General features: G+C 61.4%; 30 protein-coding genes. 13 read left to right on the top strand and 17 right to left on the bottom strand.

Annotated elements, in window-relative coordinates; genetic code table 11:
* Positions 1-181: 181 nt before the first annotated feature.
* The 6 genes from ispH to AC2FNC_RS12825 all read left to right on the top strand — a co-directional run bounded on the left by ispH (position 182) and on the right by AC2FNC_RS12825 (position 3912).
* Complete coding sequence (gene ispH / locus AC2FNC_RS12800; RefSeq protein ID WP_496715527.1) at positions 182-1132, top strand: 4-hydroxy-3-methylbut-2-enyl diphosphate reductase; 951 nt, start codon at positions 182-184, stop codon at positions 1130-1132.
* Positions 1129-1581, top strand: a complete 453-nt coding sequence (locus AC2FNC_RS12805) for a DUF3429 domain-containing protein (protein ID WP_480774152.1) — start codon at positions 1129-1131, stop codon at positions 1579-1581. Before ispH ends, AC2FNC_RS12805 begins: the two co-directional genes overlap by 4 nt.
* Positions 1578-2165, top strand: coding sequence for a class I SAM-dependent methyltransferase (locus tag AC2FNC_RS12810; RefSeq protein ID WP_496715529.1), 588 nt, complete (start codon positions 1578-1580; stop codon positions 2163-2165). Before AC2FNC_RS12805 ends, AC2FNC_RS12810 begins: the two co-directional genes overlap by 4 nt.
* Positions 2158-2625 (top strand): ribonuclease HI, encoded by a 468-nt coding sequence (rnhA, locus tag AC2FNC_RS12815; RefSeq protein WP_480519465.1) that lies wholly within the window; start codon positions 2158-2160, stop codon positions 2623-2625. Before AC2FNC_RS12810 ends, rnhA begins: the two co-directional genes overlap by 8 nt.
* Positions 2622-3245 carry a trimeric intracellular cation channel family protein gene (locus AC2FNC_RS12820; RefSeq protein WP_267364069.1) on the top strand — a complete coding sequence of 208 codons (624 nt, stop codon included), beginning with the start codon at positions 2622-2624 and terminating at the stop codon, positions 3243-3245. Before rnhA ends, AC2FNC_RS12820 begins: the two co-directional genes overlap by 4 nt.
* A gap of 64 nt (positions 3246-3309) precedes the next feature.
* The gene (locus tag AC2FNC_RS12825; protein WP_480519463.1) at positions 3310-3912 is read left to right on the top strand and encodes a COG3904 family protein; all 603 of its coding nucleotides are present in this window, start codon (positions 3310-3312) and stop codon (positions 3910-3912) included.
* 61 nt (positions 3913-3973) lie between these two features.
* On the opposite strand, the gene AC2FNC_RS12830 is transcribed toward AC2FNC_RS12825, so the two are convergent.
* The 5 genes from AC2FNC_RS12830 to def (AC2FNC_RS12850) are packed head-to-tail and all read right to left on the bottom strand — an operon-like array spanning position 3974 to position 6430.
* Complete coding sequence (locus AC2FNC_RS12830; RefSeq protein ID WP_480473887.1) at positions 3974-4210, bottom strand: GlsB/YeaQ/YmgE family stress response membrane protein; 237 nt, start codon at positions 4208-4210, stop codon at positions 3974-3976.
* A 1-nt stretch (position 4211) separates the two neighbouring features.
* Entirely contained in the window at positions 4212-4448 is a 237-nt protein-coding gene (locus AC2FNC_RS12835) for a hypothetical protein (protein ID WP_267364066.1), read from the bottom strand.
* A 10-nt stretch (positions 4449-4458) separates the two neighbouring features.
* Positions 4459-5367, bottom strand: coding sequence for a methionyl-tRNA formyltransferase (gene fmt, locus AC2FNC_RS12840; protein ID WP_496715531.1), 909 nt, complete (start codon positions 5365-5367; stop codon positions 4459-4461).
* A gap of 53 nt (positions 5368-5420) precedes the next feature.
* Positions 5421-5915, bottom strand: coding sequence for a peptide deformylase (gene def / locus AC2FNC_RS12845; RefSeq protein ID WP_496715532.1), 495 nt, complete (start codon positions 5913-5915; stop codon positions 5421-5423).
* Positions 5912-6430 (bottom strand): peptide deformylase, encoded by a 519-nt coding sequence (gene def / locus AC2FNC_RS12850; protein ID WP_480494658.1) that lies wholly within the window; start codon positions 6428-6430, stop codon positions 5912-5914. Before def (AC2FNC_RS12850) ends, def (AC2FNC_RS12845) begins: the two co-directional genes overlap by 4 nt.
* A gap of 94 nt (positions 6431-6524) precedes the next feature.
* On the opposite strand from def (AC2FNC_RS12850), the gene AC2FNC_RS12855 reads away from it, so the two are divergent.
* Positions 6525-7697, top strand: coding sequence for a MalY/PatB family protein (locus AC2FNC_RS12855; protein WP_496715534.1), 1173 nt, complete (start codon positions 6525-6527; stop codon positions 7695-7697).
* A 17-nt stretch (positions 7698-7714) separates the two neighbouring features.
* Positions 7715-7849 (top strand): hypothetical protein, encoded by a 135-nt coding sequence (locus AC2FNC_RS12860; protein WP_496715535.1) that lies wholly within the window; start codon positions 7715-7717, stop codon positions 7847-7849.
* On the opposite strand, the gene AC2FNC_RS12865 is transcribed toward AC2FNC_RS12860, so the two are convergent.
* Complete coding sequence (locus tag AC2FNC_RS12865; protein WP_209506181.1) at positions 7846-8199, bottom strand: hypothetical protein; 354 nt, start codon at positions 8197-8199, stop codon at positions 7846-7848. The genes AC2FNC_RS12860 and AC2FNC_RS12865 overlap by 4 nt on opposite strands.
* 212 nt (positions 8200-8411) lie before the next feature.
* Between AC2FNC_RS12865 and AC2FNC_RS12870 the strand changes: the two genes are divergently transcribed.
* On the top strand, positions 8412-9401 hold the full coding sequence (locus AC2FNC_RS12870) for a glutathione S-transferase family protein (RefSeq protein WP_496715536.1): 990 nt from the start codon (positions 8412-8414) through the stop codon (positions 9399-9401).
* On the opposite strand, the gene AC2FNC_RS12875 is transcribed toward AC2FNC_RS12870, so the two are convergent.
* Positions 9383-9745, bottom strand: a complete 363-nt coding sequence (locus AC2FNC_RS12875; protein ID WP_209506176.1) for a response regulator transcription factor — start codon at positions 9743-9745, stop codon at positions 9383-9385. The genes AC2FNC_RS12870 and AC2FNC_RS12875 overlap by 19 nt on opposite strands.
* A gap of 185 nt (positions 9746-9930) precedes the next feature.
* On the opposite strand from AC2FNC_RS12875, the gene AC2FNC_RS12880 reads away from it, so the two are divergent.
* The 3 genes from AC2FNC_RS12880 to AC2FNC_RS12890 are packed head-to-tail and all read left to right on the top strand — an operon-like array spanning position 9931 to position 12988.
* Positions 9931-10896 (top strand): threonine-phosphate decarboxylase, encoded by a 966-nt coding sequence (locus tag AC2FNC_RS12880; protein ID WP_496715537.1) that lies wholly within the window; start codon positions 9931-9933, stop codon positions 10894-10896.
* Positions 10893-11813, top strand: a complete 921-nt coding sequence (cbiB, locus tag AC2FNC_RS12885) for an adenosylcobinamide-phosphate synthase CbiB (RefSeq protein ID WP_480494667.1) — start codon at positions 10893-10895, stop codon at positions 11811-11813. The genes AC2FNC_RS12880 and cbiB overlap by 4 nt, the downstream gene beginning before the upstream one ends.
* Positions 11814-11824: 11 nt before the next feature.
* On the top strand, positions 11825-12988 hold the full coding sequence (locus AC2FNC_RS12890; RefSeq protein WP_496715538.1) for a lytic murein transglycosylase: 1164 nt from the start codon (positions 11825-11827) through the stop codon (positions 12986-12988).
* 75 nt (positions 12989-13063) lie between these two features.
* Here the strand turns inward: AC2FNC_RS12890 and AC2FNC_RS12895 are convergent, their stop codons facing one another.
* The 5 genes from AC2FNC_RS12895 to AC2FNC_RS12915 all read right to left on the bottom strand — a co-directional run bounded on the left by AC2FNC_RS12895 (position 13064) and on the right by AC2FNC_RS12915 (position 19782).
* Entirely contained in the window at positions 13064-13864 is an 801-nt protein-coding gene (locus AC2FNC_RS12895; protein ID WP_496715540.1) for a hypothetical protein, read from the bottom strand.
* 272 nt (positions 13865-14136) lie between these two features.
* A complete protein-coding gene (locus tag AC2FNC_RS12900; protein WP_480494786.1) occupies positions 14137-14487 on the bottom strand; it encodes a hypothetical protein in 351 nt (116 codons plus the stop codon).
* 53 nt (positions 14488-14540) lie between these two features.
* Entirely contained in the window at positions 14541-17996 is a 3456-nt protein-coding gene (locus tag AC2FNC_RS12905) for a chromosome segregation SMC family protein (protein ID WP_496715541.1), read from the bottom strand.
* 140 nt (positions 17997-18136) lie between these two features.
* On the bottom strand, positions 18137-18562 hold the full coding sequence (locus AC2FNC_RS12910; protein ID WP_480494675.1) for a hypothetical protein: 426 nt from the start codon (positions 18560-18562) through the stop codon (positions 18137-18139).
* A 26-nt stretch (positions 18563-18588) separates the two neighbouring features.
* On the bottom strand, positions 18589-19782 hold the full coding sequence (locus tag AC2FNC_RS12915; RefSeq protein WP_480554740.1) for an aminotransferase-like domain-containing protein: 1194 nt from the start codon (positions 19780-19782) through the stop codon (positions 18589-18591).
* Positions 19783-19932: 150 nt separating this feature from the next.
* Between AC2FNC_RS12915 and AC2FNC_RS12920 the strand changes: the two genes are divergently transcribed.
* Positions 19933-20703: an FCD domain-containing protein gene (locus tag AC2FNC_RS12920; protein ID WP_496715542.1), complete on the top strand. Its 771-nt coding sequence runs from the start codon at positions 19933-19935 to the stop codon at positions 20701-20703.
* A 30-nt stretch (positions 20704-20733) separates the two neighbouring features.
* Here AC2FNC_RS12920 and AC2FNC_RS12925 read toward each other — a convergent pair whose 3' ends face one another.
* From AC2FNC_RS12925 to AC2FNC_RS12945, 5 genes are all read right to left on the bottom strand, one after another.
* A complete protein-coding gene (locus AC2FNC_RS12925) occupies positions 20734-21588 on the bottom strand; it encodes a hypothetical protein (RefSeq protein ID WP_496715543.1) in 855 nt (284 codons plus the stop codon).
* Between the two features lie 180 nt (positions 21589-21768).
* Positions 21769-22329, bottom strand: a complete 561-nt coding sequence (locus AC2FNC_RS12930) for a F0F1 ATP synthase subunit B (RefSeq protein WP_480494680.1) — start codon at positions 22327-22329, stop codon at positions 21769-21771.
* A gap of 5 nt (positions 22330-22334) precedes the next feature.
* Positions 22335-22886 carry a F0F1 ATP synthase subunit B' gene (locus AC2FNC_RS12935; RefSeq protein WP_496715544.1) on the bottom strand — a complete coding sequence of 184 codons (552 nt, stop codon included), beginning with the start codon at positions 22884-22886 and terminating at the stop codon, positions 22335-22337.
* Positions 22887-22972: 86 nt separating this feature from the next.
* A complete protein-coding gene (locus AC2FNC_RS12940; RefSeq protein ID WP_005981269.1) occupies positions 22973-23197 on the bottom strand; it encodes a F0F1 ATP synthase subunit C in 225 nt (74 codons plus the stop codon).
* Between the two features lie 48 nt (positions 23198-23245).
* Positions 23246-23965: a F0F1 ATP synthase subunit A gene (locus AC2FNC_RS12945; RefSeq protein ID WP_496715545.1), complete on the bottom strand. Its 720-nt coding sequence runs from the start codon at positions 23963-23965 to the stop codon at positions 23246-23248.
* Positions 23966-24010 lie beyond the last annotated feature (45 nt).

A 24010-nucleotide genomic window follows, 5' to 3' on the forward strand; every position in this document is an offset into this window, starting at 1 on the left:
CACTGCCTGTTGATGGGAAAAATTCGCGCGGTCAGGACCGGGGTCCTGGCCGCGCTTCTTTAACTAAGGATTGGTGCTGAAACATCCTCTGACTAACAACGATTCGTGTCAGATGAATGACAATGTCCTGTCTGGACCAAGGCCGGGAAAAGACTTACCTGTGCCCTAAGGAGACAGCCGAATGACCAAGCCGCCACTGACACTTTACCTGGCCGCCCCGCGCGGGTTCTGCGCCGGTGTGGACCGCGCCATCAAGATCGTTGAAATGGCCCTGCAGAAATGGGGGCCGCCGGTCTATGTGCGCCACGAGATCGTGCATAACAAATTCGTGGTCGACGGGTTGCGGGCCAAAGGGGCTGTGTTTGTCGAAGAACTGCATGAATGCCCCGATGACCGCCCGGTGATCTTTTCCGCCCATGGTGTTCCGAAATCGGTACCCGCCGAAGCCGCGCAACGTGAGATGATCTATGTGGATGCCACCTGTCCCCTGGTGTCGAAGGTTCATGTCGAGGCGCAGCGCCATGCGGATGCGGGATTGCAGATGATCATGATCGGCCACAAGGGCCATCCCGAAACCGTTGGCACGATGGGACAGTTGCCAAAGGGTGATGTGCTGCTGGTCGAAACGGTCGAGGATGTGGCCACCGTGCAGGTGCGCGACCCCGACAAGCTGGCCTTTGTCACCCAGACCACCCTGTCGGTGGATGATACCAAGGACATCATCGCAGCCCTTCAGGCCCGGTTCCCGGCCATTGTCGGCCCGCATAAGGAAGACATCTGTTATGCCACCACCAACCGGCAGGAGGCCGTGAAGGCCGTGGCCCCCAAGGCCGATGCGCTGCTGGTTGTGGGGGCTCCGAACTCGTCCAATTCCCGCCGTCTGGTCGAGGTTGCCTCACGCGAGGGGTGCAAATACGCGCAGCTGGTCCAGCGTGCGACCGAGATCGACTGGCGCGCTTTGCAGGGCATCAAAAGCGTTGCGGTGACCGCAGGCGCATCGGCCCCGGAATTGCTGGTGAACGAGGTGATCGACGCCTTCCGCGACCATTACGATGTCACTGTCGAGCCGGTCGAGACCGCAACCGAAAACGTCGAGTTCAAAGTACCGCGCGTGTTGAGGCAACCGGCGTGACCGGCGTGCCGAAGGCGCCGCTTTATCTTGGGTTGGCGGGACTGGTCCCGTTTGTCTGGGGCGCGCTGACATATCTGAACGGCGATCTGAACGACTGGGGCACGCATACATTTGGCCCGCGCTTTGTCGGGCCTTATGTGCAGCTGTTCTATGGCTCGGTCATCCTGAGCTTTATGTCCGGTGTTCTGTGGGGGTTTGCCACCAAGACCTCGGGCAGCAAGGCGGCGCTGTGTTATGGGCTGTCGGTCCTGCCTGCGCTGTGGGCCTTTGCCATGACGGGCGGCGGGCCGGTCACTGCGGGCACCAATCTGATCTACGGGTTCACTGGCTTGCTGCTGCTGGACGCCCTGTTTTCATACTGGCGGCTGACGCCGGTCTGGTGGATGCAGCTGCGTATCCTGCTGACCGCAGTCGTTCTGGCCAGCCTAGCCGTCGGAGTGTACCTGTGAGCGACAAACGCACAATTGATGCCTATACGAAGAGAGTAAACGAATATCTGGCTATTCCTTTGCCAGCCGAACAGCTCAAGACCCGTCAGGATTTTGCCGATGCGGTCGGTGCGGGCGGTTATGTGCTGGATCTGGGGTCAGGACCCGGATCGGACAGCGGTTTCCTGATGCGTCAGGGGCTGAAGGTGCGGGCGCTGGATGCCACCCCCGCCTTTGTCGAACATGCCCGCCGGAACGGGGTGGACGCGCATCTGGGCACGTTCGACGACGTTACCGAAACCGCCGAATATGATGGCGTCTACGCCAGTTTTTCCCTGCTGCACGCGCCGCGTGCGGATTTTCCGCGTCACCTGAAAGCGATCCACACGGCCCTGAAGCCCGGAGGCCAGCTGTTTCTGGGCATGAAGCTGGGCACGGGCGAGCATCGTGACGATCTGGACCGCTATTACACCTATTACTCGGAAGCCGAAATCCGAGAGGCGCTGACCCAGGCCGGGTTCACGGTTGACCGCACGGTCGAAGGAATGGGCAAGGGTCTGGCCGGGTCGTACGACGGGTTTATTCTGGTGTTCGCCCATGCCTGAGTTGTTTGCCTATACAGATGGCGCCTGTTCCGGCAATCCCGGCCCCGGAGGCTGGGGCGTGCTGCTGCGCGCGAAGAACGGGGACAGGGTTCTGAAAGAGCGGGAACTGAACGGGGGCGAGGCCGAGACGACCAACAACCGGATGGAGTTGCTGGCTGCCATCAGCGCGCTTGAGACGCTGGAGCGCCCGTCGAAGATCACCATTGTCACCGACAGCGCCTATGTGAAGAACGGCGTCACCGGCTGGATATTCGGCTGGAAGCGGAATGGCTGGAAAACCTCGAACAAGAAGCCGGTCAAGAATGTCGATCTGTGGCAGCGTCTGGACGAGGCGCAGGAACGACATGATGTGACATGGGAATGGGTCAAGGGCCATGCGGGCCATCCCGAAAACGAAAAGGCCGATGAACTGGCCCGCGCAGGCATGGCGCCCTTCAAGCCGAAAAAGGCGCAGGCGTGAGCGCGCTGACGCTGCTGGATTATGCCTCGGTTCTGATCTTTGCGCTGACCGGGGCGCTGGTGGCCAGCCGGGCGCAGCTGGATCTGGTGGGTTTTGCCTTCATGGCCTGCTTGACCGCAGTTGGCGGCGGCACGGTACGCGACCTGTTGCTGGACCGGCACCCGATCTTCTGGGTCGGCCAGCCAGATTACATCCTGATCGCCGTCGCGGCGGCGGTGTTTGTGTTCTTTACCGCGCATCTGGTGGAAAGCCGCTATAACTGGCTGGTCTGGCTGGACAGTTTCGCGCTGTCAGTCGCCGTTGCGGCCGGAACCGGAGCCGCATTGTCACTGGATCAGCCCGGTATCATCGTCGTGCTGATGGGAGTGACGACCGGGTGTCTGGGCGGGCTGATGCGCGACGTGGTCTGCAACGAGGTGCCGCTGGTGCTGAAACAGGGCGAACTTTACGTCTCGTGCGCATTTGTGGGGGCGTTGACGGCGGTACTTGCGGTCAGGCTGGGGCTGGAGCCCGCCTTTGTGCTGGGTCTGTGCGCCCTTGTGTGCTGGGCCTTGCGGGCCGGGTCGCTGGTGTTTGGATGGCAGTTGCCCGTCTACAAAAGCCGCCCGCCCCGAAACTGAACCTGTCGGTGGACGCGACCGGGGCGGGCTGATAGCTGTTTGGAACGCGCAGCCCGGAGGCCAAATGCCGTTCAGACTTACATCGATTGCGGTCTCACTGGCTTTGCTGGCCTCATGCGGCGCATATTATGCACCCGTCCGCTTTGTTGCTGAGGGTGACCGGATCATCGCCTCGGGCACGATTGACGAAACAACGCTGTCCGCTTTCGAAGACGTCACCGCCGAAAACCCCAAAGCGCGCACGCTGGTGCTGCAATATATCGAGGGGTCGGTGGATGACGACGCCAATGTCATCTTCAGCCGAGAGGTGCGCAAGGCCGGGTTCGATACCGTTGTGCCCTCGGACGGTCTGGTTGCCAGCGGCGGCACCGATCTGTTTCTGGCCGGACATCGCCGCGTTTTGCAACCGGGGGCCTGTGTCGGTGTTCACAGCTGGGCCGGATCGGGGCTGGTGGCCACGGAGCTGCCCAAGGATGACCCGGAACATGACCGCTATCTGGATTATTTCAGGGACATTGGCGTGGATGAGGCGTTTTACTGGTACACGCTGTATGCGGCCCCGGCCGACAGCATCCACTGGATGACCGCCGCCGAGGCGAACCGGTTCGATATGACGACGAAAGCCGCCCCGGCGCTTGGTTCAGCGCTGGAGTGCGACGAGCGCTGATCTGCTGCACTATCTTGTCGAGTGAAGGTTTCCAGGACGGAATGCGCGGCCAAGGAATATGCTAGCGGCGCAGGTAGGTCTGCCAGATCCAGATCACCAGCAATGCGCCCAGAACCGCGCCCACAAAGCCCGACATCCAGCCCATGACGGTTATCAGAAACCGCAGAACGAACCCTCCGATCAGGGCCCCGAAAACACCGATCAGCATGGTGGTTGGAATGTCCGCCTCGATCCGCATCAGGCGGGTGGCGAGGAACCCCGCGGCAGCGCCGATGATGATCAGGGCGACGACGGGCATGTCATTTTCGCCAATGGGTCGGCACGATGATCAGCGCGCCGATAGACGAGATCACCGCATCCAAACCCGGAGGGCCAAAGCTGATACCGAACATGATGCGGATGAAGTAGAACAGGAACGCCCCGCCCACGCAGATGATGATCGACTGAAGATAGCCGTTATGGGTGAACCCGGTCTGTTCGGACAGATATCCGACGATCCCGGCAATCACGACGGTCCCCATCATCACCATGAACATCGGGCTTCTCCTAGGTCAGGCGGGTGCCGGTGGGAATGGGCCAGCCCCGCAGGAAGGTTTCCCTATCCTGCGCGCCTTTACCCGCCCGTTGCAAGCGCAGCAGTTCGACCGCGCCCCGACCGCAGGCCACGTGCAGGTCGTCGTTCAGAACCTCACCCGCTGCGCCCTGCCCGTCTGCCAGCCGCGATGCCAGCAGCTTGATGCGTTCGCCATTCATTTCGGTCCACGCGCCGGGAAAGGGTGACAGCCCGCGAATTTGCCTGTCGACCTCAACCGCCGGGCGCGTCCAGTCGATGCGGGCCTCGGACTTGTCGATCTTGGCGGCATAGGTCACGCCATCCTCGGGCTGCGGTTCCGGTGTGAGATCCGGCAGCTTGGCCAGAGCCTCGAAGATCAGCGCGGCCCCCATGGCCGAGAGCCGGTCATGCAGATGCGCGGTGGTTTCTTCAACCTCAATCGCGGTTGCCTGTCGCAGCAGGACCGGGCCGGTGTCCAGACCGGCCTCCATCTGCATGATGCAGATCCCGGTTTCGGCATCGCCGGACATGATCGCCCGGTGGATCGGGGCGGCACCGCGCCAGCGCGGCAGCAGGCTGGCGTGGATGTTCAGGCAGCCGTGTCGCGGCGCGTCCAGAATGGGTTGCGGCAGGATCAGGCCATAAGCGACGACGACAGCGATATCGGCGTTCAGCGCGGCAAACGCGGTCTGTTCGTCAGCAGATTTCAGAGAGACCGGGTGGCGGACGGGCAGGCCCAGCGCCTCGGCCCGGGCGTGAACCGGTGTCGGGCGGTCTTTCTTGCCACGTCCGGCGGGGCGCGGGGGCTGGCAGTAGACGGCGGCGATGTCGTGCCCGGCCTTGACGAGTGCGTCCAGCACCGGGACCGAAAAATCGGGGGTTCCCATGAAGATGATGCGCATCGTTGGCTCCGGCGGTTGGGACAGGTGCCGGGCTGAAACCCGGCCTAGGGACGTCAGGGTTGTTTGCGTGCCTTGCGCAGCAGCATGTCACGTTTGACCTTGCTAAGCCGGTCGAAATACATCCGTCCGTTCAGGTGGTCGATCTGGTGCTGCACGCTGGTCGCATCGATCCCGACGAAATCGCGGCGATCCAGCATGCCATGTTCGTTCAGGAACTTCACGGTCACCGCGCGCGGGCGTTTGATTGTGGCCGAGACGCCGGGCAGGTTCGGGCTGGCCTCTTCATGTTCGCGCAGCTCGATCGAGCTGTGCAGGATTTCCGGGTTTGCCAGACGCACGGCCCGGCCCCGTTCGGCAGAGCCGTCAACAACGGCAAGCCGCAGCATCACCCCGATCTGTGGCGCGGCAAGACCGACGCCGGGCATCGCCTCCATCGTGTCGATCATGTCGTCCCAGATGGCGCGGACCTCATCGGTGATCTCAGGCACCTCATCCGCCTTGGTGCGCAGGCGCTTGTCAGGCCATTGCAGGCAGGTACGAACGGTCATGCACGGGCCCGTTCGCGTTTGAGCTTTTGCATCTTGCGGGTGATCATCTGCCGTTTCAGCGGCTTGAGATAGTCGATGAACAGCTTGCCGTCCAAATGATCGATCTCGTGCTGAACGCAGGTGGCCCAGAGCCCGTCAAAGGTTTCCTGTTGCAGGTTTCCGTCGCGGTCCATCCAAGTCACATCGACCACTTTGGGGCGCGTCACCTCGGCGTATTGATCAGGGATCGACAGGCAGCCTTCCTCGTAGACATTGGTTTCTTCCGAGGCCGCGATGACCTGCGGGTTGAACATGATCAGCGGGCGCGGCGCCTCGCCTTCTTCCTTAATGCAATCCAGCACGATCAAGCGATCCAGCACGCCGATCTGTGGCGCGGCGAGGCCAACACCCGGGGCGTCATACATCGTTTCCAGCATATCATCGGCCAGTGCGCGCAGGTCGTCCGTGAGATCGGCCACGGGGGCGCAGACCTTCTTGAGACGGGGGTCGGGATAGATCAGGATGTTACGTTTCATGAGGCTGATTTAGGGCATCGTGCCCCGCGCCGCAACGCCCCCCTTGCACCTGCCTGAATTGCGGTTAGCTTTCGACCATCAGAATGGAGCTGACATGACTTTCAACGACCTGATCGACCGCCGGGGCACCAACAGTACCAAATGGGACAAGATGGAGATGCTGTACGGTGTCTCGCCCGAAGACGGGCTGGCCATGTGGACGGCCGATTCCGATTACCCGACGGCGCCCTGCGTGATCGACGCAGTGCGCAAGGCCGCAGATCACGGCGTGTTCGGGTATTCCTGGGCGCACCCGGAGTATCTGGCCTCGGTTCAATGGTGGATGAAAACCCGCCACGACTGGGAAATTGACACGGACTGGGTTCTGACGTCTCAGGGTCTGGGCAATGCTATTGCCCTGTCGCTGGATGTCTGGACCGAGCCTGGCGATCGCATCGTGACCTTCACCCCTGTCTACCATGAGTTTGCCCATAAGGTGAACAAGGCGGGCCGCCGGGTTGTGGAATGCCCGCTGGTGCGCGACGGCGACAGCTACGGGCTTGATCTGGAGGATGCGCAGGCGCGGCTGGACGGGTCCGAGAAGATGTTGCTGTGGTGTTCGCCGCAGAACCCGTCGGGCCGGGTCTGGACGCCGGAGGAACTGCGCGCCGTGGCCGCATTTGCCGAGCGCAACGGGCTGATCCTTGTGTCAGACGAGATCCACCACGATCTGGTCTATCCCGGTGCCAAGTTTGTGCCGATGGATGTGGCGGCCCCGGATGCGCGGCCTTGGACGGTGACGCTGACAGCGGCATCGAAGACCTTTAACATCGCCGGGCAGCGCACCGGCAACATGATCATTCCCGACCCCAAACTGCGCGAGGCGATGAAGCATCGGTTGACAACGCTGGATTATGGCCCCAGCGCGTTGGGTGTGGCGATGATCACCGCCGCCTACAGCCCGGCCGGCGCGGAATGGGCAGATGCCCAGATCGCGCATCTGGAGGAAAACCGGCGTCTGTTCGACCAGACCATAGCCGAGATTCCGGGCCTGTGGTCGATGCCCTTGCAGGCGACCTATCTGGCCTGGGTCGATTTTTCCGGCACCGGCATGGATCACGCTGAATTTGTCCGCCGATTGCGCGAGGACGCGCGGATTGCAACCTCGTCAGGTCCGGGTTTTGGCACTGGCGGAGAAACGTTTGAACGGTTCAACCTGGCCACGCAACGGGCGCGGGTCGAGGAAGCCTGCGTGCGGCTGAAACGGGCCTTTGGCGACCTGCAATAAGCCAAGCGGTGGCTGGTTTGACTGGCCTCACGATGGACCGCGCCTGCTGTCCGGGCGCGGACCCGAATGGTGAATTCCAAATCGATGGCCAGCCCTACGGCATGGTGGGCGTCACCCTGACCGAACCCGAGACGATAAAAATCCGAGCCTAGTCTTCGTAGCCCAGCAGTGCGATGGGCGCATCCGGGGCGCGGTAGAAATCCAGCGGTGCCTTGTCATGGGCGGCGGTGCTGCGCTTGAATTCGTATCGCATCTCTCCGCCTTCATCCTGATCGGCAATGATCAGGCATTGATACAAAAGATTGGCCCCGTCATAGATATCGACCAACCCGCGCAGGCGCGGTGTTGTTTCCGCCTCAACCGTGAAACCATCTTTCCACAATTTGAGAATTTTATAGGTATTGTCGCCCATTTGGACACGAAGGCGACTGGCCTTTTTCAATGTGGCGATTCGGGCCGCATCCAACTCGGCGCGTATTTCCTTTGAAACATAAGTACTCATTAAATCATTCCCCCGCTAATGACCTCTATTGTGCGGGAACTGTTGTAAAAATCCAGTGAACGCGTTCACGGAACTGGCCGTGCCTGCGGTTTGTTGCACAGAAATCCCAGCATTGGCTGTGCGCGCATGCAGGTCTTGTGCGCGGGCAAATGCATAGGAACGGGCGGGGCTTGGACCTATCTTTGACCAAACGCCTGTGCGGAGGATGAGATATGGGCCTGCTGGTCGACGGAAAATGGCAAGACGCCTGGTATGACACCAAATCCACCGGTGGCGCATTCAAACGCAGCGCGGCGCAGTTTCGCAACTGGCTGACCGCCGATGGCCGCGCGGGACCGTCGGGCAAAGGCGGGTTCCGGGCCGAAGCCGGGCGGTATCACCTGTATGTCAGCCACGCCTGCCCCTGGGCGCATCGCACCCTGATCTTTCGCGCGTTGAAAGGGCTGAGCGATCTGATCCCGGTTTCGGTCGTGCATCCCGACATGCTGGACCAGGGCTGGACCTTTGAGGTGGATGATCACGGTGCCACGGGTGACGGTCTTTACGGGCTGAGCCACGCACATCAGATCTATACCAAGGCGGATCCGTCCTATTCCGGTCGCGTCACGGTTCCGATCCTGTGGGACAAGGCGCAGGAGACCATCGTTTCGAACGAAAGTTCGGAAATCATCCGCATGTTCAATTCGGCCTTCAACGATATCACTGGCAATACGGACGATTACTGGCCCGAGGCGATGCGGGACGAGATCGAAGAGGTCAACGCGCGCATCTATTCAGACGTCAACAACGGCGTCTACAAGTCGGGCTTTGCCACCACGCAGGACGCCTATGACGCTGCCGTACACCCATTGTTCGACACGCTGGACTGGCTGGAGGAGCGTCTGGCCCGGAACCGTTACCTGATAGGGGATCGGATCACCGAAGCCGATTGGCGGTTGTTCACAACCCTGATCCGCTTCGACCCGGTCTATCACCTGCATTTCAAGTGCAACCGGCGGCGCCTGGTCGATTACCCGAACCTATGGGCCTATACGCGTGAGCTGTATCAATGGCCCGGTGTCGCCGAGACCGTGAACATGGCCCACATTGTGCGCCACTATCACTACAGCCATGACAGCATCAATCCGCACCGGATCATTCCGGTGAACCCGGTACTGGATTACATGGAGCCGCATGGACGCGGTCAGCGCCCCGCAGCGTAATGTTCGACCATCGCCGCCAGATCCTCTGGCGGCGTTTCGCTTTGAACATAGGCACAGGCATTGGGACTGTGCGCAAAAATCGACCCGTCGGAAAAGAAGGTGGTGTTGGTGACAAAAATCACCCGCGCCTCGGGGCGGCGATAGCTGGCAAAATCGGCCACAGCCAATGCGCTTCCGGTTTCCAGAACCAGATCCAGCACGATGATATCAAAATCCGTGCCATAGAGCGCCAGAATGGCGGCCTCCTGAGCGTCAACCAGCGTAACTTCAGCGTCTTGCCGCTCCAGATGTCTTTTCCAGACCCGACCAAGGTCGGGGTTACTCTCAACAATCAGAACTTTCATTTGCAACAACCTCGGCACTTGGTATGGTGAGTGGTGCCGACCCCCGTGGTCCGTGATCTCGTTATTTCCTTAACAAAGTGTTAACAGCAGCCGCACGCTTGCGTGTTCGGGCGGATTTGCTTGTGTAAATGGCAAAAATCCGCTTGAAGCACCCCGAAACCGGTCAATCCCCGCAGAGAGAGCAGATGAGTACACTTGATCACGGCTTGGACCCCCGCGCAGTTCGCGACCACGGCGGGGGGCTGGACAGGGCGATTGTCAGGTATGGTGGAACGCGCGCAGATTGGATTGATCTGTCGACCGGAATCAATCCGCATCCTTACGCAGTCGCGGGTCTGACCGCCGGAGATTGGGCCGAATTGCCGGATCACGGTGCCTTTGAACGGCTGAGTGATGCGGCCCGCAGGTTCTGGAACGTGCCGCAGGGGGCTGAGATCCTGCCGGCACCCGGTGCATCGGCTGTCATCTCTCGCATTCCGGCGCTGGCCGCGCCAGGGCGTGTCCAGATCACACTGCCCACCTATAACGAACACGCCGCCGCCTTTTCGGCGCAGGGGTGGCGAGTTCAGCCTGAGGGCGCGGCTGACGCCCGCGTGATCGTGCATCCAAATAACCCGGACGGACGTATCTGGCAGGAAAGCGACGTCTCGGCCCCGCTGACCGTGATCGACGAGAGCTTTTGCGATGTCACGCCAGAGGTATCGTTGATCGATCTGGCGGAACGTCCCGGCGTGATCGTGCTGAAGAGCTTTGGCAAGTTCTGGGGGCTGGCCGGGATGCGGCTTGGGTTTGCCATCGGGCGGCCTGAACTGATCAACCGCCTGAACGACCTGACCGGACCCTGGTCGGTGTCCGGCCCGGCCCTGCGGGTTGGGACACAGGCCCTGTCGGACGATGACTGGGCCGATGCCGCGCGCGCGCGACTGGCGGATGAGGCGGCCCGGCTGGATGCGCTGATGCTGACCAGGGGCGCAAATATTGTCGGTGGCACCAGCCTGTTTCGTCTTTACAAAGTCGATGACGCCTTGGGCTGGCAGGACCGGCTGGCCCGCGCCCATATCTGGAGCCGTATCTTTCCCTATTCAGCAACCTTTCTGCGTCTGGGTCTGCCGCCAGAAAAGGGATGGGACAGGCTGGAGGCCGCGCTGTGAGCCCTGCCCTGATGCTGGTCTGCGCCCTGTGTCTGGACGCGGCACTGGGAGAGCCCGATTGGCTCTGGTCCCGCGTCAAACACCCGGCGGTAATGATCGGCAACCTGATCGGCTGGCTGGACAAACGCCTGAACCACGGGCGCGGTCGGCGACTGAAAGGGGTGGCGGTGGTTGCCCTTCTGATCTGCGGCGCATGGGGCCTTGGGTGGGGTCTGTCCCAGCTGGGGCCGGTCGTTGAAATTCTTGGCTGCGCAATCCTGTTGGCGCAAAAGTCGCTGGTTGCCCATGTCCGCGCGGTTGGTGACGGGTTGCAAACCTCGCTGGAAGACGGACGGGCGCAGGTGGCTATGATCGTTTCGCGCGACACGCAGGATATGACCGAAGCACAGGTGGCGCGTTCCGCCATCGAAAGTGCGGCAGAAAACCTGAGCGACGGGGTCATTGCCCCCGCATTCTGGTTTCTGGTCGCGGGGCTTCCGGGGTTGCTGGTGTACAAGGCGGTGAACACCGCCGACAGTATGATCGGCTATCGCACCGAAACGCACCGTGATTTTGGTTGGGCCGCGGCCCGGTTCGACGACCTGCTGAACCTGATCCCTGCCCGCCTGACCTGCGTGATGATCGTGGCGCTTTCCGGCCAATGGTCTCGCTGGTCTGAGATGGTGCGGGATGCGCAACGCCATATCTCACCCAACGCTGGCTGGCCCGAGGCCGCCATGGCCCGCGCCCTGAATGTCGCGCTGGCTGGCCCGCGCAGCTATGACGGGCAGGTGCGCGACCTAGCCTGGGTCAATGGCGACGCCCCGCGCGAGATCGGTGCATCAGAAGTTTTTCGCGCATGTGACATGCTCTGGCGGGTTTGGGGGCTTGCGCTTGGGCTCGTGTCAGTGTGGGTTGGGGCCAAACTGATATTCTGACGGACCTTTTCATGCGTATACTCTCTGGCCTGATCGCCGCTGCCCTGTTCACCTCACCTGCGCTGGCGCAATGTGGCGGTGGTTTTAATTCCTTTGTCAAAGGGCTGAAGGCCGAGGCCGTGCAGCAGGGTTTGGACAAATCAGCGGTGAACGGGTTCTTTGACGGGGTGCAGCAGGACAGCGCCGTGCTGAAGGCCGACCGGGCGCAGGGCGTTTTTCAGAAGCCCTTTGTTGAATTTTCCCGTCGTCTGATTTCGCAAAACCGGATCGAGCGCGGGCAAGCGATGTCGCGCAAATACGATGCGGTCTTTGATCGGATCGAGCGGGAATATGGCGTTTCCCGCGGGGTGCTGCTGGCCTTCTGGGCATTTGAAACCGATTACGGATCGTTTCAAGGCGACTTCAACACCCGCAACGCACTGGTAACTTTGGCGCATGACTGCCGCCGCCCGGAACTGTTCCGGCCACAGATCTTCGCCGCCATCGAGCTGTATCAGAACGGTGATTTCGACCCGGCCCGCACCACCGGGGCATGGGCCGGAGAGATCGGCATGGTCCAGATGCTGCCGCGTGACATACTGGAAAACGGCGTCGATGGTGACGGTGACGGGCATGTCCGCCTGAAAAGCTCGGCCCCTGATGCGCTGATGTCGGGGGCCAGAATGCTGTCCCATCTGGGATGGCGCGCGGGTGAGCCTTGGTTGCAGGAGGTCACCGTGCCCGCGCAGATGGATTGGTCCCTGTCCGGCCCCGGCAAACCGAGTTCGGTGGCGGAATGGCAGGCGATGGGCGTACAGGCGCGCGGCGGGTCCTTGGCCAACCTTCCCGCCTCGCTGATCCTGCCACAAGGGCGCAACGGGCCTGCCTTTCTGGCCTATCCGAATTTCGATGTCTATTTCGAATGGAACCAGAGCTTTGTCTATGTTCTGACCGCCGCTTATTTCGGAACACGGCTTGAAGGCGGCCAAATCTATGATGTGGGCAATCCCGCGCAGGGCCTGAATGGCGCACAGATGAAACAGTTGCAGACCAAGCTTCAGGCCAAAGGATATGATGTGGGCAAGATCGACGGGATTCTGGGGGCCGGAACGCGGGATGCGACGCAGGCGGAACAGAAACGCCTGGGCCTGCCCGCGGATGCCTGGCCAACGATGGAGTTGCTGGAAAAACTCTGAGCCAGCGGCCCGCACTGCTGCGGTATGGCGCAAAACCCCAAGATTATTCGACGATATCGGCACCGACGCCGCTGATTATGTGACCGGATATTTCTCGGGGTCAATTCCATGTCTTTGACAGACAAAATCGATGTAACTTCCCTTTGGAGGAATACCACCGAATTTGCTGCGAATACCACTGCGGGTTTCGCCCTGGAAGTGGTGAAACCGGGCCCAATCGGGTTCGTAGTCTTCAATGTTCTCGACCGGGTCCAGAAACCCGCGACGCGGCCAATACAAATGCCAATGCTGGCCTCGGTCGATTTCACCGGTGACCCCCAGCGCCCAGCGGGTCACGCTTGGGCCGGTTGTCGTCCACGGAAGGTCATAGAGCGTGAGTGTCTCGCCCGCCTCATAGCGTTTGACCAGTTTTTCAATGTGATCACTGCCCAACCAAAACGGGATCGGGACTTCTGACTCAAGGAAATTCAGGATCAGCTTCAGTGCCAGAGAATTTTTGGGAAGACGCAATACACAATTGTTCATCGCCTTATTGCGCCAGACGACACCAAACAGATAGTCCGGTGGAACATCCAGCGGCCGGATGCAGTAGATATCCAGATCAACCCACACATAGTCGGTTTTTTGCAGCATGTGGATACGGAAGATGTCTGAATAGACCGCCATCCGTCGTCGGCCACCGGTCAGGTTTTCGGTGGTTTCATCTGTATAGATTTCGCGGGCATCATGAACAACGACGCCTTCGGGAACATCCATGTTCATATCCAGCACGTACAGGTGGAAGACATAGCCATGATCCAGAAAGGACTGAATGCATACTCTTTCAACGCAAGATAACAGCGAACCAAACCAGAAACTTGCAACTTGAAATTCCAAAACAGCACCTCTTGCCCTAAGCCGAAACGGGGTCGCTGCTGCACTAACGAAGCGGTGCGTGGCTCGTCAACCGCGGCGGCGGTTTTGGCACGACTTACCCTGCTTTGCGCCAGCGCGCTGTGTCGAGGTGCCCACAGTTTGGTTCTGGCCTATCTTCGGGCGTGCATTTTTGGGCTAATGTTCCTGGCGTAGCCTTTGGCACCTGCCGCGGGTTCAGTACGCTGCACGGGTTGGTCCATTGCCAAAGTGACCGTCCTGAACTGCTGACTTCCTTATTCGGGCCGCACCGGGTATCGATCCCCTTTCTGATCGATCAGGATCAGCCGCTCGCCGCTGCGGACATACAGGTCGCAGCGGCTGAACCCGTTGCGGTACGCAATGCAGACGGAACCGTCATCGGCGATGGCGTAGGTTCCAAAGGCGGAATCTCCTCCCGCGTAGGTATAGGAATAGGCCCCACCGGCCGAAAACTTGGCCTGACCATCATCGTAAAAGGTCAGCGTCTGGCCTGCGAGGGCGTCAAGCTCGGCCACTGTCAGCGGGACATCGCCGGGTTTGACAGGCCAGTCGGCGGCGACAACCGGGGTGGCGGCGATGAGGGCGGAGATCAGGAAACGCGTCATGAGGCCAAGGTAGCGCGTTATGCCTGCAATCATCATAACGTTGCGGTGAGCGGTCAGGCCACCATCTGCTCGGCCTTCTTCAGATCGACCGAAACCAGCTGGCTGACGCCCTGTTCCTGCATGGTGACGCCGAACAGACGATCCATGCGCGCCATGGTCACCGCGTGGTGGGTGATGATCAGGAAACGGGTGTCAGTCTGGCGGCACATCTCGTCCAGCAGATCACAAAAACGGGTGACGTTGGCATCGTCCAGCGGCGCGTCGACTTCGTCCAGCACACAGATCGGGGCCGGGTTGGCCAGGAAAACGCCAAAGATCAGCGCGGTCGCGGTCAGGGTCTGTTCGCCGCCCGACAGCAGGCTGAGGGTCGAGAGCTTCTTGCCCGGCGGCTGGCACATGATTTCCAGCCCCGCATCCAGCGGGTCGTCGCTTTCGACCATGACCAGATTGGCCTCACCGCCGCCGAACAGATGCTTGAACAGCATCGCGAAGTTCGAGTTCACCTGTTCAAACGCGGTCAACAGACGCTCGCGCCCTTCGCGGTTGAGGCTGGAGATGCCACTGCGCAGAGCTTTGATCGCCTCTTCCAGATCGGCCTTTTCACTGCTGAGCGTGTCAAATTCTTCCTGAACGTCCTTGCTGTCTTCCTCGGCCCGCAGGTTCACCGCGCCCATGGCGTCACGCTGGCGTTTGTGGCGGTTCACTTCGGCTTCCAGAGCATCGGCAGCGGGCATCTGGTCGGGGTTTACGTCCAGCTGGTTCAGCAGCTGGTTCGGGGTCAATTGCTGGTCTTCGGCAATCCGTTCCGCTGCCGCAAGCACGCTTTCCTTTGCCGCGTCACTGCGCGCCTCGGCTGCGGCGCGGTTTTCGCGGGCTTCTGAGGCCAGGCGTTCTGCCTCACGCTCGGCCGTCACCACTTCGCGCAACTGTGTTTCTGCTTCGGCCAGCTTGTCAGCGGCATCGGCCCGCCGGGCTTCGGCGGCTTCGATCAACTCGTTCAGCTCTTCCCGCGCCTCGGCGATTTCGCCGGGGACGGCCATAGCCTCGGTCAGTTCCTCTTCCGAACTTTCCTTGCGCTCGGCCAGTTCCGAAATCCGTTTCTCGGCCGTTTCCAGACGGTGCCGCCAGCCGCTCAGGTCCTTGGTGACCTCCTGCGTGCGTCGGGTGCGGGCGTCGCCTTCACGGCGCAGCTCATCATGGGTCGAGCGGTGGGTCAGCATGGTGATCCGCGCCGCCTCGACCGTCTGCTTGATGTCTTCAACCTCGGCGCGGGCGCTGGCAAGATCACCCAGGTCGTTCAGCGCCGCCTCGGCCTCGCGCAGTTGCACGCGGGCGGACATGGCGTCTTCCTTGTGACGGTCTACGGCGAGGGCCAGGGTTTCCAGCTTGCCCTGCGCGAGGTTGCGATCCGCCTCGGCGCGGCTGAGCTGGCGTGCGGTTTCGGCCATGCGCTGATCGGCGGCACGGCGGGCTTCGCGCGCGCGTCGGTCGGCCTCGGTCACGTCCGCCAGTTGCCGCGACAGGGTTTCATGCGCGGCGCGGGCACCGTCGGCCTGCGCCTCGGTGCGGGCCAGTTCCTGTTTCAGCGCCTCAAGCTTGTTGAGCTGTTCCAGACGCAGCGCCGCCGCACTTGGCGCATCCTCGGCCCAGGCGCGGAACCCGTCCCAGCGCCACAGGTCGCCCGAGCGCGACACAAGACGCTGGCCCGGCTTCAACGACGCCTGCAACCGCGCGCCCTGATCCGCATCGACCAGCCCGATCTGCGCGATGCGACGGCTGAGCCTGTCCGGCCCTGACACGTGCAGCGCCAGCGGGTCGACCCCATCGGGCAAGGGTTGATCGCTGTCATAGCCTGCCACCTGAACCCAGCCGGACGGGCCGTCACCTTCAACCAGCGGCGCACGGAGGTCATCGGCCAAGGCCGCTCCCAGCGCCTTTTCAAAACCAGGTTCCACGCGCAGCAGGTCCATCACCTGCCCGCCTTCGGCCGTGTCGCGTTCCACCAGCTTGGCAAGCGCGGTGGTTTCGGCGCGGATTGCACCCAATTCGCCTTCGGCCTCGGACCGTTGCGCGCGTGCCTCGGCTTCGCGGGCTTGCGTTTCATTGCGCAACTCATCTGCGGCGGCCAGCGCCTCTTCGGCGGCCTCGGCGGCTTCGCGGGCTTCTTCCTCGCTTTCCTGCGAAGTTTCAAACGCCTCGCTGGCACGGGTCAGGGCTGTTTTGGCCTCATCCACGGCCAGCCGGGCTTTTTCCTCTTCGCTCTCAGAGCGTGCCAGCGTCTTGCGGCTGTCTTCGACCAGTCGCTGCGCCGACTGGTGGCGGGCGACCAGACGCGCCATATCTTCGGTCTGCTGCGACAGGTGGCCTTCGCGGTCCTGAAGGATCGACGCGGCTTCGCGGGCAATTTCTGCGGCTTCCGCCACCTTCGCGTCATGCCCTTCGGCAGCCTTGGCCAGTTCACGGGCTTCCCATTCCAGCCGTTCGATCATCTGGCCCGCATCGCGGTTCAGGCCGGTTTCCCGGTCGATATCCTTGCCGAGTTGATGAATGCGGCTGGTCAGTGTTTCAATGGTCTGGCGCGCGCGGGTTTCCTGATCGGTCAGTTGATCGCGCTGCACCTGCTGGCGTTGCAGGACAGCGGCGGCGATGGCCTCTTCCTCGCGCAGAGGGGGCAGGGTTTCTTCGATCCCGGCCCTTTTTGCGGCGGCAGCGCGGGCCTCGGCCTCGGCGCGGGAGGCCTCGGAAATCCGGTCCCTTAGCTTGTCTTCGGCCTGCTGGCGGGCCATGTCGGCCTCTTTCCAGCGGCGATAGAGCAGCATCCCCTCGGCCTGACGCAGCTGTTCGCCGATTTCGCGATAGCGTGCGGCCTGACGGGCCTGACGGGCCAGTTGCGCAAGCTGCCCGCCCAACTGCTCGAGCACGTCATCGACGCGGGTCAGGTTGGCCTCGGTCGCTTTCAGCTTCAGCTCGGCCTCATGCCGACGTTGATACAGCCCCGAGATCCCGGCGGCCTCTTCCAGAATGCGGCGGCGGGCGCGGGGTTTGGCGCTGATCAGCTCGGCGATGCGGTTCTGCCCCACAAGCGCGGGGGAATGGGCACCGGTCGAGGCATCCGCAAACAGCATCTGCACATCGCGCGCGCGCACATCCTTGCCGTTGGTCTTGTAGGCGCTGCCGACATCGCGGGTGATCCGGCGCACGATTTCAAGCTGGTCGGTGTCATTGAACCCCGCGGGTGCCAGACGTTCGGAATTGTCCATGGTCAGGACAACTTCGGCGAAATTGCGGGCGGGCCGTGTGGCGGCACCGGCAAAGATCACATCCTCCATCGCGCCGCCGCGCATGGATTTGGGGCGGTTTTCCCCCATCACCCAGCGCAAGGCTTCAAGAAGGTTGGACTTGCCACAGCCATTCGGACCCACCACACCGGTCAATCCGTCCGCGATGATCAGATCGGTCGGATCAACAAAGCTTTTGAAGCCGGTCAGTTTGAGCTTGCTGAAACGCAATGGCCGCGTGTCCCGTGATTCCTATGAATTGAAAGTCTGCGCAAGGGATGGGGTCCGAGTCAACGCAGTTGCGCAGGATATGGGATATCAGTGCAAGTTATCCACAACATCTTGCCGAAATGCGCAGGAACACGCGTATGTCAGTATGGGCTGCATTCAAAGACCTGATAGCCGCTGTCGCCTCCGACATTTTCGTAGATACCATAGTCGATACATTCATATCTGGGCGTCGAGACGGCAGTCAGCAGCAGCCGTTCCCCCGCTTCGCGGTCACAACCCAGAACACCAACCGTGACAGCCGCGTCGCCCAGCACGTCGAGGATCGGGCAGCCCGAAACCTGCGCCATGGCCAGCGCGGCGCGATCCCGAACAGGGCCAAGCCGCGGGGCGTATTGCGCGTTGATCCGCACCGCCTCGGCCAGATCGCCGCGCACGCGCACGTCGAACACACTGCCGTTCACCGCCACGCGGGTGGCAGGAACGTCGCGGAAATGCGGGGTCCCGGCGGCGCAGGCGGCCAGCAGAAGAGGTGCGAGAAACCGGATCATGCCGCAGAGTTGCAGCATATTGGTTAACAGAACATTTCCGGACGTCAGGCGCGCAGAACCTCGCCCAACCGGCGGATGCCTTCGCGGATCGTCGCCTCGTCCGAGTTCGAGAAGCTGAGCCGGATCGTGTTTGCCCCGCTGCCGTCTGGGAAAAACGCCTGCCCCGGCACAAAGGCCACTTTCACCGTATCCAGCGCATGCGCCAGCAGGTCAGACCCGCTGATCCCCGCCGGGAGTGTCACCCAGACGAACATACCGCCTTCGGGGCGCGTCCACGCCACCCCGTCGGGCATGTGCTGTTGCAGCGCATCCAGCATCGCATCACGGCGCGCGCGGTAAGTGTCGCGCACTTTCGGGATATGGGTGTCAAAGCACGCTTCCGCGACCTGATGCACGGCCATCTGGTTGATGGTCGCCGAATGCAGATCCGCCGCCTGTTTCAGCAGAACCATCTGCGAGATGATCGGCTTAGCCGCAACCACCCACCCCATGCGCAGACCCGGTGACAGGGTTTTCGAGAAGCTGCCACAGTATATCGTCCGGCAGTTTTCGATCGACCCCTTGCGCGCCTGTTCCAGAGCCAGGATCGGCGGGATCGGATCACCGTCATAGCGCAGCGCCTGATAGGCACCGTCTTCGATCAACGCGCAGTCCAGTTCGTCGGTCAGGTCCAGCAATGCCTCACGGCCAGGGCGAGTCAGGGTTTCGCCTGTCGGGTTGGCAAAATCGGGCGACAGATAGGCGAATTTCACGGCGCCATTCCCTGCCGCAGCCCTGAATTCATCGGCCCCCTTGTTGCCATTGAGCCGGTCAAAGCGCGGCTCATAGGCGTTGAACGCGGCAAGAGCGCCCAGATAGGTGGGCCACCCGACCAAGGCCGTGTCGCCGGGGGACAAGAACAGCTTGCCCAGATAATCCAGCGCCTGCTGCGAGCCCGAGGTGATCAGGACGTTATCCATGTCACATTCCACCCCGATCTCGCGCATGTGCTGTACCAGCCACCGGCGCAGGGGCGCATAGCCTTCGCTGACCGAATACTGCAGCGCCTGCGCCTGCATGTCCGGCCCCAATGCCTGCTGAAACGCCTGCGCGAAAGCCTCAGCCGGGAAAAGCGCGGGGTCCGGAATGCCACCGGCAAACGAAATGATACCGGGCTGATCGAGCAGTTTCAGCAGCTCGCGGATTTCTGACGCCTTCATCCGGGAGGCCCGGGTGGCAAACAATGGGTGTTGGGACATGAGGCTCCTCCGATCTCATTTCGGCGCAGCCTATGCTTTATCAAATTAAAGTCAACACTTCTGACCTAATATTTCAGCGGATTTGACCGGGTATTCTTGAACAGCCCCCCTGTCCATGGTCAAATGAGTTGACCAATTTCGGAACGAACCATGCCTTTTCAGAAAGTTCAGACGGAAAAACTGTCGCTTGCGGTCGTTCGCCAGATCGAGCTGTTGATCCTGCGCGGCATCCTGCGCCCCGGTGAGCGTCTGCCGCCCGAGCGTGAGTTGGCCGAACGGATGGGCGTGTCGCGCCCGTCCCTGCGCGATGCGGTGTCCGAGCTTCAGGAACAGGGGTTGCTGACAACAAAAGCCGGGTCCGGGATCTATGTGGCCGAGGTTTTGGGGTCGGCCTTTTCGCCAGCGCTGATCCGGTTATTCAGCAGCCATGACGAGGCCGTATTCGATTACCTGTCCTTTCGCCGCGACATGGAGGGGCTGGCGGCAGAACGGGCCGCGCGGCTGGGATCAGAGAGCGACCTGAAGGTTGTTCAGGCGATCTATGACAAGATGCGGGCGGCCCATGACCAGAACGCCGCGGACCAAGAGGCGCAGCTGGATGCCGAGTTTCACATGGCCATCATCGAAGCCAGCCACAATGTGGTGATGCTGCACATGATGCGGTCAATGTATGACCTGCTGGTGCAGGGAGTGTTCTATAACCGACGGACAATGTTCCGGCAGCGCGCGACCCGCGAGGCCATTCTGGACCAGCACAGCACTATCAACGCGGCCCTTCAGGCCCGCGATCCGGCAGCCGCACGTCAGGCCGTCGAAACTCATCTGAGATTTGTCGAGCGCTGCATGATCGATCAGCAGAAGGCAGAGCGGAACGAGGCCGTTGCGCAGCAAAGGTTGCAGCACGAAACCCGTCAGGCCTAGCGCTTTCCGAAGGCCTTCCGGGAGCGGAGCTCAGGCGGCCCCGGTCTCGGCCTGGATCAGGTGTGACGGGAAAGGTGTGCCACTGCCTTCGCCCAGATCGTCATTCGGGGCGATGGTTGTCAGGGCCGGGTCGATGAACAGCCGCGCGCCCCGGTCCCTGAGGTGTTTATGCAGCATCACATGTTCGCACACGAGGTCGCCCTTTTCATCCCGGCAGGAATAGCGCAGGCCACGCAGGGCGCGTGTCTTGTACAATCCTGCGCCGCCAAAGGCGCTATCGACCGGTATCAGGGGCATATCGGACGGAATGTGATACTGGCGGTCGAAAACCGCTGATTTCAGCAGAACTTTCCGCCATTTGCGGCGCCCGAACAGGGGCTTGCGCGTTGTCCGAATTCTTTGCCAGACGTCTTCGTCGCACCAGCCTGCGCAGCGCAGGGCATAGATATCGTAATAGGCCGGTTTGGAATTGGCGAAGACACCTTCCCAGCGTGGTACGGAACGTTGTGCGGCCGTCAGAACCGTCTGAGCGTCCAGACAGACATTCGGCCCGTTCAGATCAAGCACCAATGTCAGGTCGTGACCGCTGTCGCGTTCTTCCAGCCTGTTGAGGACAGCGTTTCTGGCCGCCGTGATCCGCTCGACCCGGCCCGGCAGTCTGGAGGCCAGACCATCCATGCGGACAAGGTCCACATTCGGGTCGCGGCGCGCGAATTCGGACAGAACCCGATCCGTACGATCGGTGTTGTCGTTTGTCGCAATGGTCACGGAATAGCGGTACAAGCGGGTGGTCAGGTCTTCGATCCTGTTGATGCTTTCGATCAGCGCGGCCCCGCCGTTTCTGACCACCCCAACAATATTCATCGAAACGTTTTCGCCTGCCACGGCCCGTCTTTCCCTGTTCTTTTTGCACCCGTCGGCCCCGAGCGGGACATTCCGACCCAAAGACGGGTACAGAATCCGGGTGATGTTCCGGTCAATACAATCAGCCCCGCCCCCAAAACAAAAGACCCGACAGCGCAATGCTCTCGGGTCATCTGCGTTTTTTACCTGTCGGTGTCCCCGTCAGTGCAGCTTGGCGCCCACATCTGCGATCGAGACCTCGATCAGCTTGTTCGCCTGCGCGGCTGTCATCTGCTTGGCCAGAACCGAGCCGGCAGCGGCAATCGCAACCGAAACGGCCTGATCGCGCACGTCTTTCACAGCCGAGGCTTCGGCCGAGGCAATCTGGTCCTGCGCAGCAGCCAGACGGCGTTCGATCGACTTTTCGAGATCGACCTTCGCCTGGTCCGCAGCCAGAGCCGCGTCCTGTTTGGCCGCCTCGACAATCGCATCAGCCTGTGCCTGCACTTCACGCTGCTTGCGCTCGTACGAGGCCAGCAGGCTGCGTGCTTCTTCATGCAGGGCGCGGGCTTCGTCCAGCTCGGCCTTGATGCCTTCGGCACGGTTGTCCAGCGCACCGCCGATCATGCCCGGCACCTTGAAGTAGAACAGGACCGCGATGAAAACGATGAAGCCCAGAAGGACCACAAAGTCGGTGTTGCCAAGCGAGAAGAACGGGCCGCTTGCAGCCAGCGCGGGGCTGGCGGCACCAACGATCAGGATAAGGGCAAGAGTGTTCCGCATGTCACTTATCCTTTCATCTGCGTGTCAATGGCACTGTCGATGGCTTTGGCATCCGCCTCGCCGCCCAGCGCGGTGACCAGTTCAGCCGCCGTATCCTTGGCGACCACTTGAATGCTTTCCAGCGCACCGGCACGGATTTCGGCAATTGCCTTTTCCGATTCAGCCGCCTTTGCAGCGATTTCCGCATCCGCCCTGGCAATCGCGTCATCCAGACCAGCCTGGATTTCAGCACGGGCTTCGGCCGCGATACGCTGCGCTTCGGCACGGGCTTCGGCCAGCGCCTTGTTATAGGCCTCTTCGGCCTCGACCGCTTTGGCCTTCAGATCTTCGGCCGCAGCCAGGTCATTTGTAATGGTCCCCCGGCGCTCGGCCAGGATCGCCGCGATGCGGGGCAGAGCCACGCGAGACAGGACCAGAAAGATGACGACCAGCGTAATGACCAGCCAGAAAATCTGGTTGGGGAACCAATCGAAGCAGAGCTGCGGCATCCCGATGGCAGAGCCATGCGAGTCGACGCACGCGCCAACTACTTCTTCGCTAATGGGTTCAGTCGCCATGATGTCCTCCGTCGGAACGTTGTCTTTACAACAGGTGGGCCGCTATGGCTTGGACCCACCTGCGCGTAAGGATCAGGTTCCGCAGATTAGACGGCGAACATCAGCAGCAGCGAGACCAGGAATGCGAAGATCCCCAGGGCTTCTGCGAATGCGATACCGATGAACAGGGTTGCGGTCTGCGAAGCAGCCGCCGAAGGGTTGCGCAGGGCGCCGGCAAGGAAGTTGCCTGCAACGTTGCCCACCCCGATTGCGGCTGCGCCGGAACCGATTGCTGCCAGGCCTGCGCCGATGTGTGCGAGATCGCCTTCCATGATGTTTCTCCTTACGAATTGGAAGTTTCGATGTTGGGTTGTCGGACCTTAGTGCGAAGGATGCAGCGCATCTTTCAGATAAACACAGGTCAGAATGGTGAATACGTAGGCCTGAATGAAGGCCACAAGGACCTCGAGACCATACATTGCGGTGATCGCCAGAACTGACACAGGCGAAATCAGGGAAATTGCGGCAAAGCCTGCAAACACCTTGATCACCGCGTGGCCTGCCATGACGTTACCGGCAAGACGAATGGAGTGGCTGACGGGGCGTACGAAGTACGAGATCAGCTCGATGATCGCCAGGATCGGGCGCAGCGCCAGCGGCGCGCTGGAGACCCAGAACAGGCCCAGGAACGCGGCACCGTTCTTGACGAAACCCAGAATGGTCACGGTCAGGAACACGGCCAGCGCCAGCGGGATTGTCACGGCGAAATGCGATGTGGTGGTGAACGAGGTTGGGATCAGACCCAGGAAGTTCGCGGTCACAATGAACATGAACAGGGTCATGACATAGGGGAAGAACTTGACGCCGTCCTTGCCGCAGATGTCTTCCAGCATCTTGTAGATGAAGCCATAGGCCAGTTCCGCAATCGACTGCATCCGGGTCGGGACGATGGCGCGCTTTGACGTGCTGAGAACCAGCAGGCCAAAGATCGCCACGATGGCCAGGAACAGCCACAGGGTCACGTTGGTGGGCGTGTACCAGGCAATCTCGCCACCGAACAGCGGCTTGACGATGAACTGGTCCATCGGGTGAAACACCAGGCTGCTGGCTTCTGCTGCGTGGTCTGCGCCTTCGGCGCCGTGTGC

It is taken from the genome of Ruegeria sp. BHSA123, assembly GCF_059613425.1.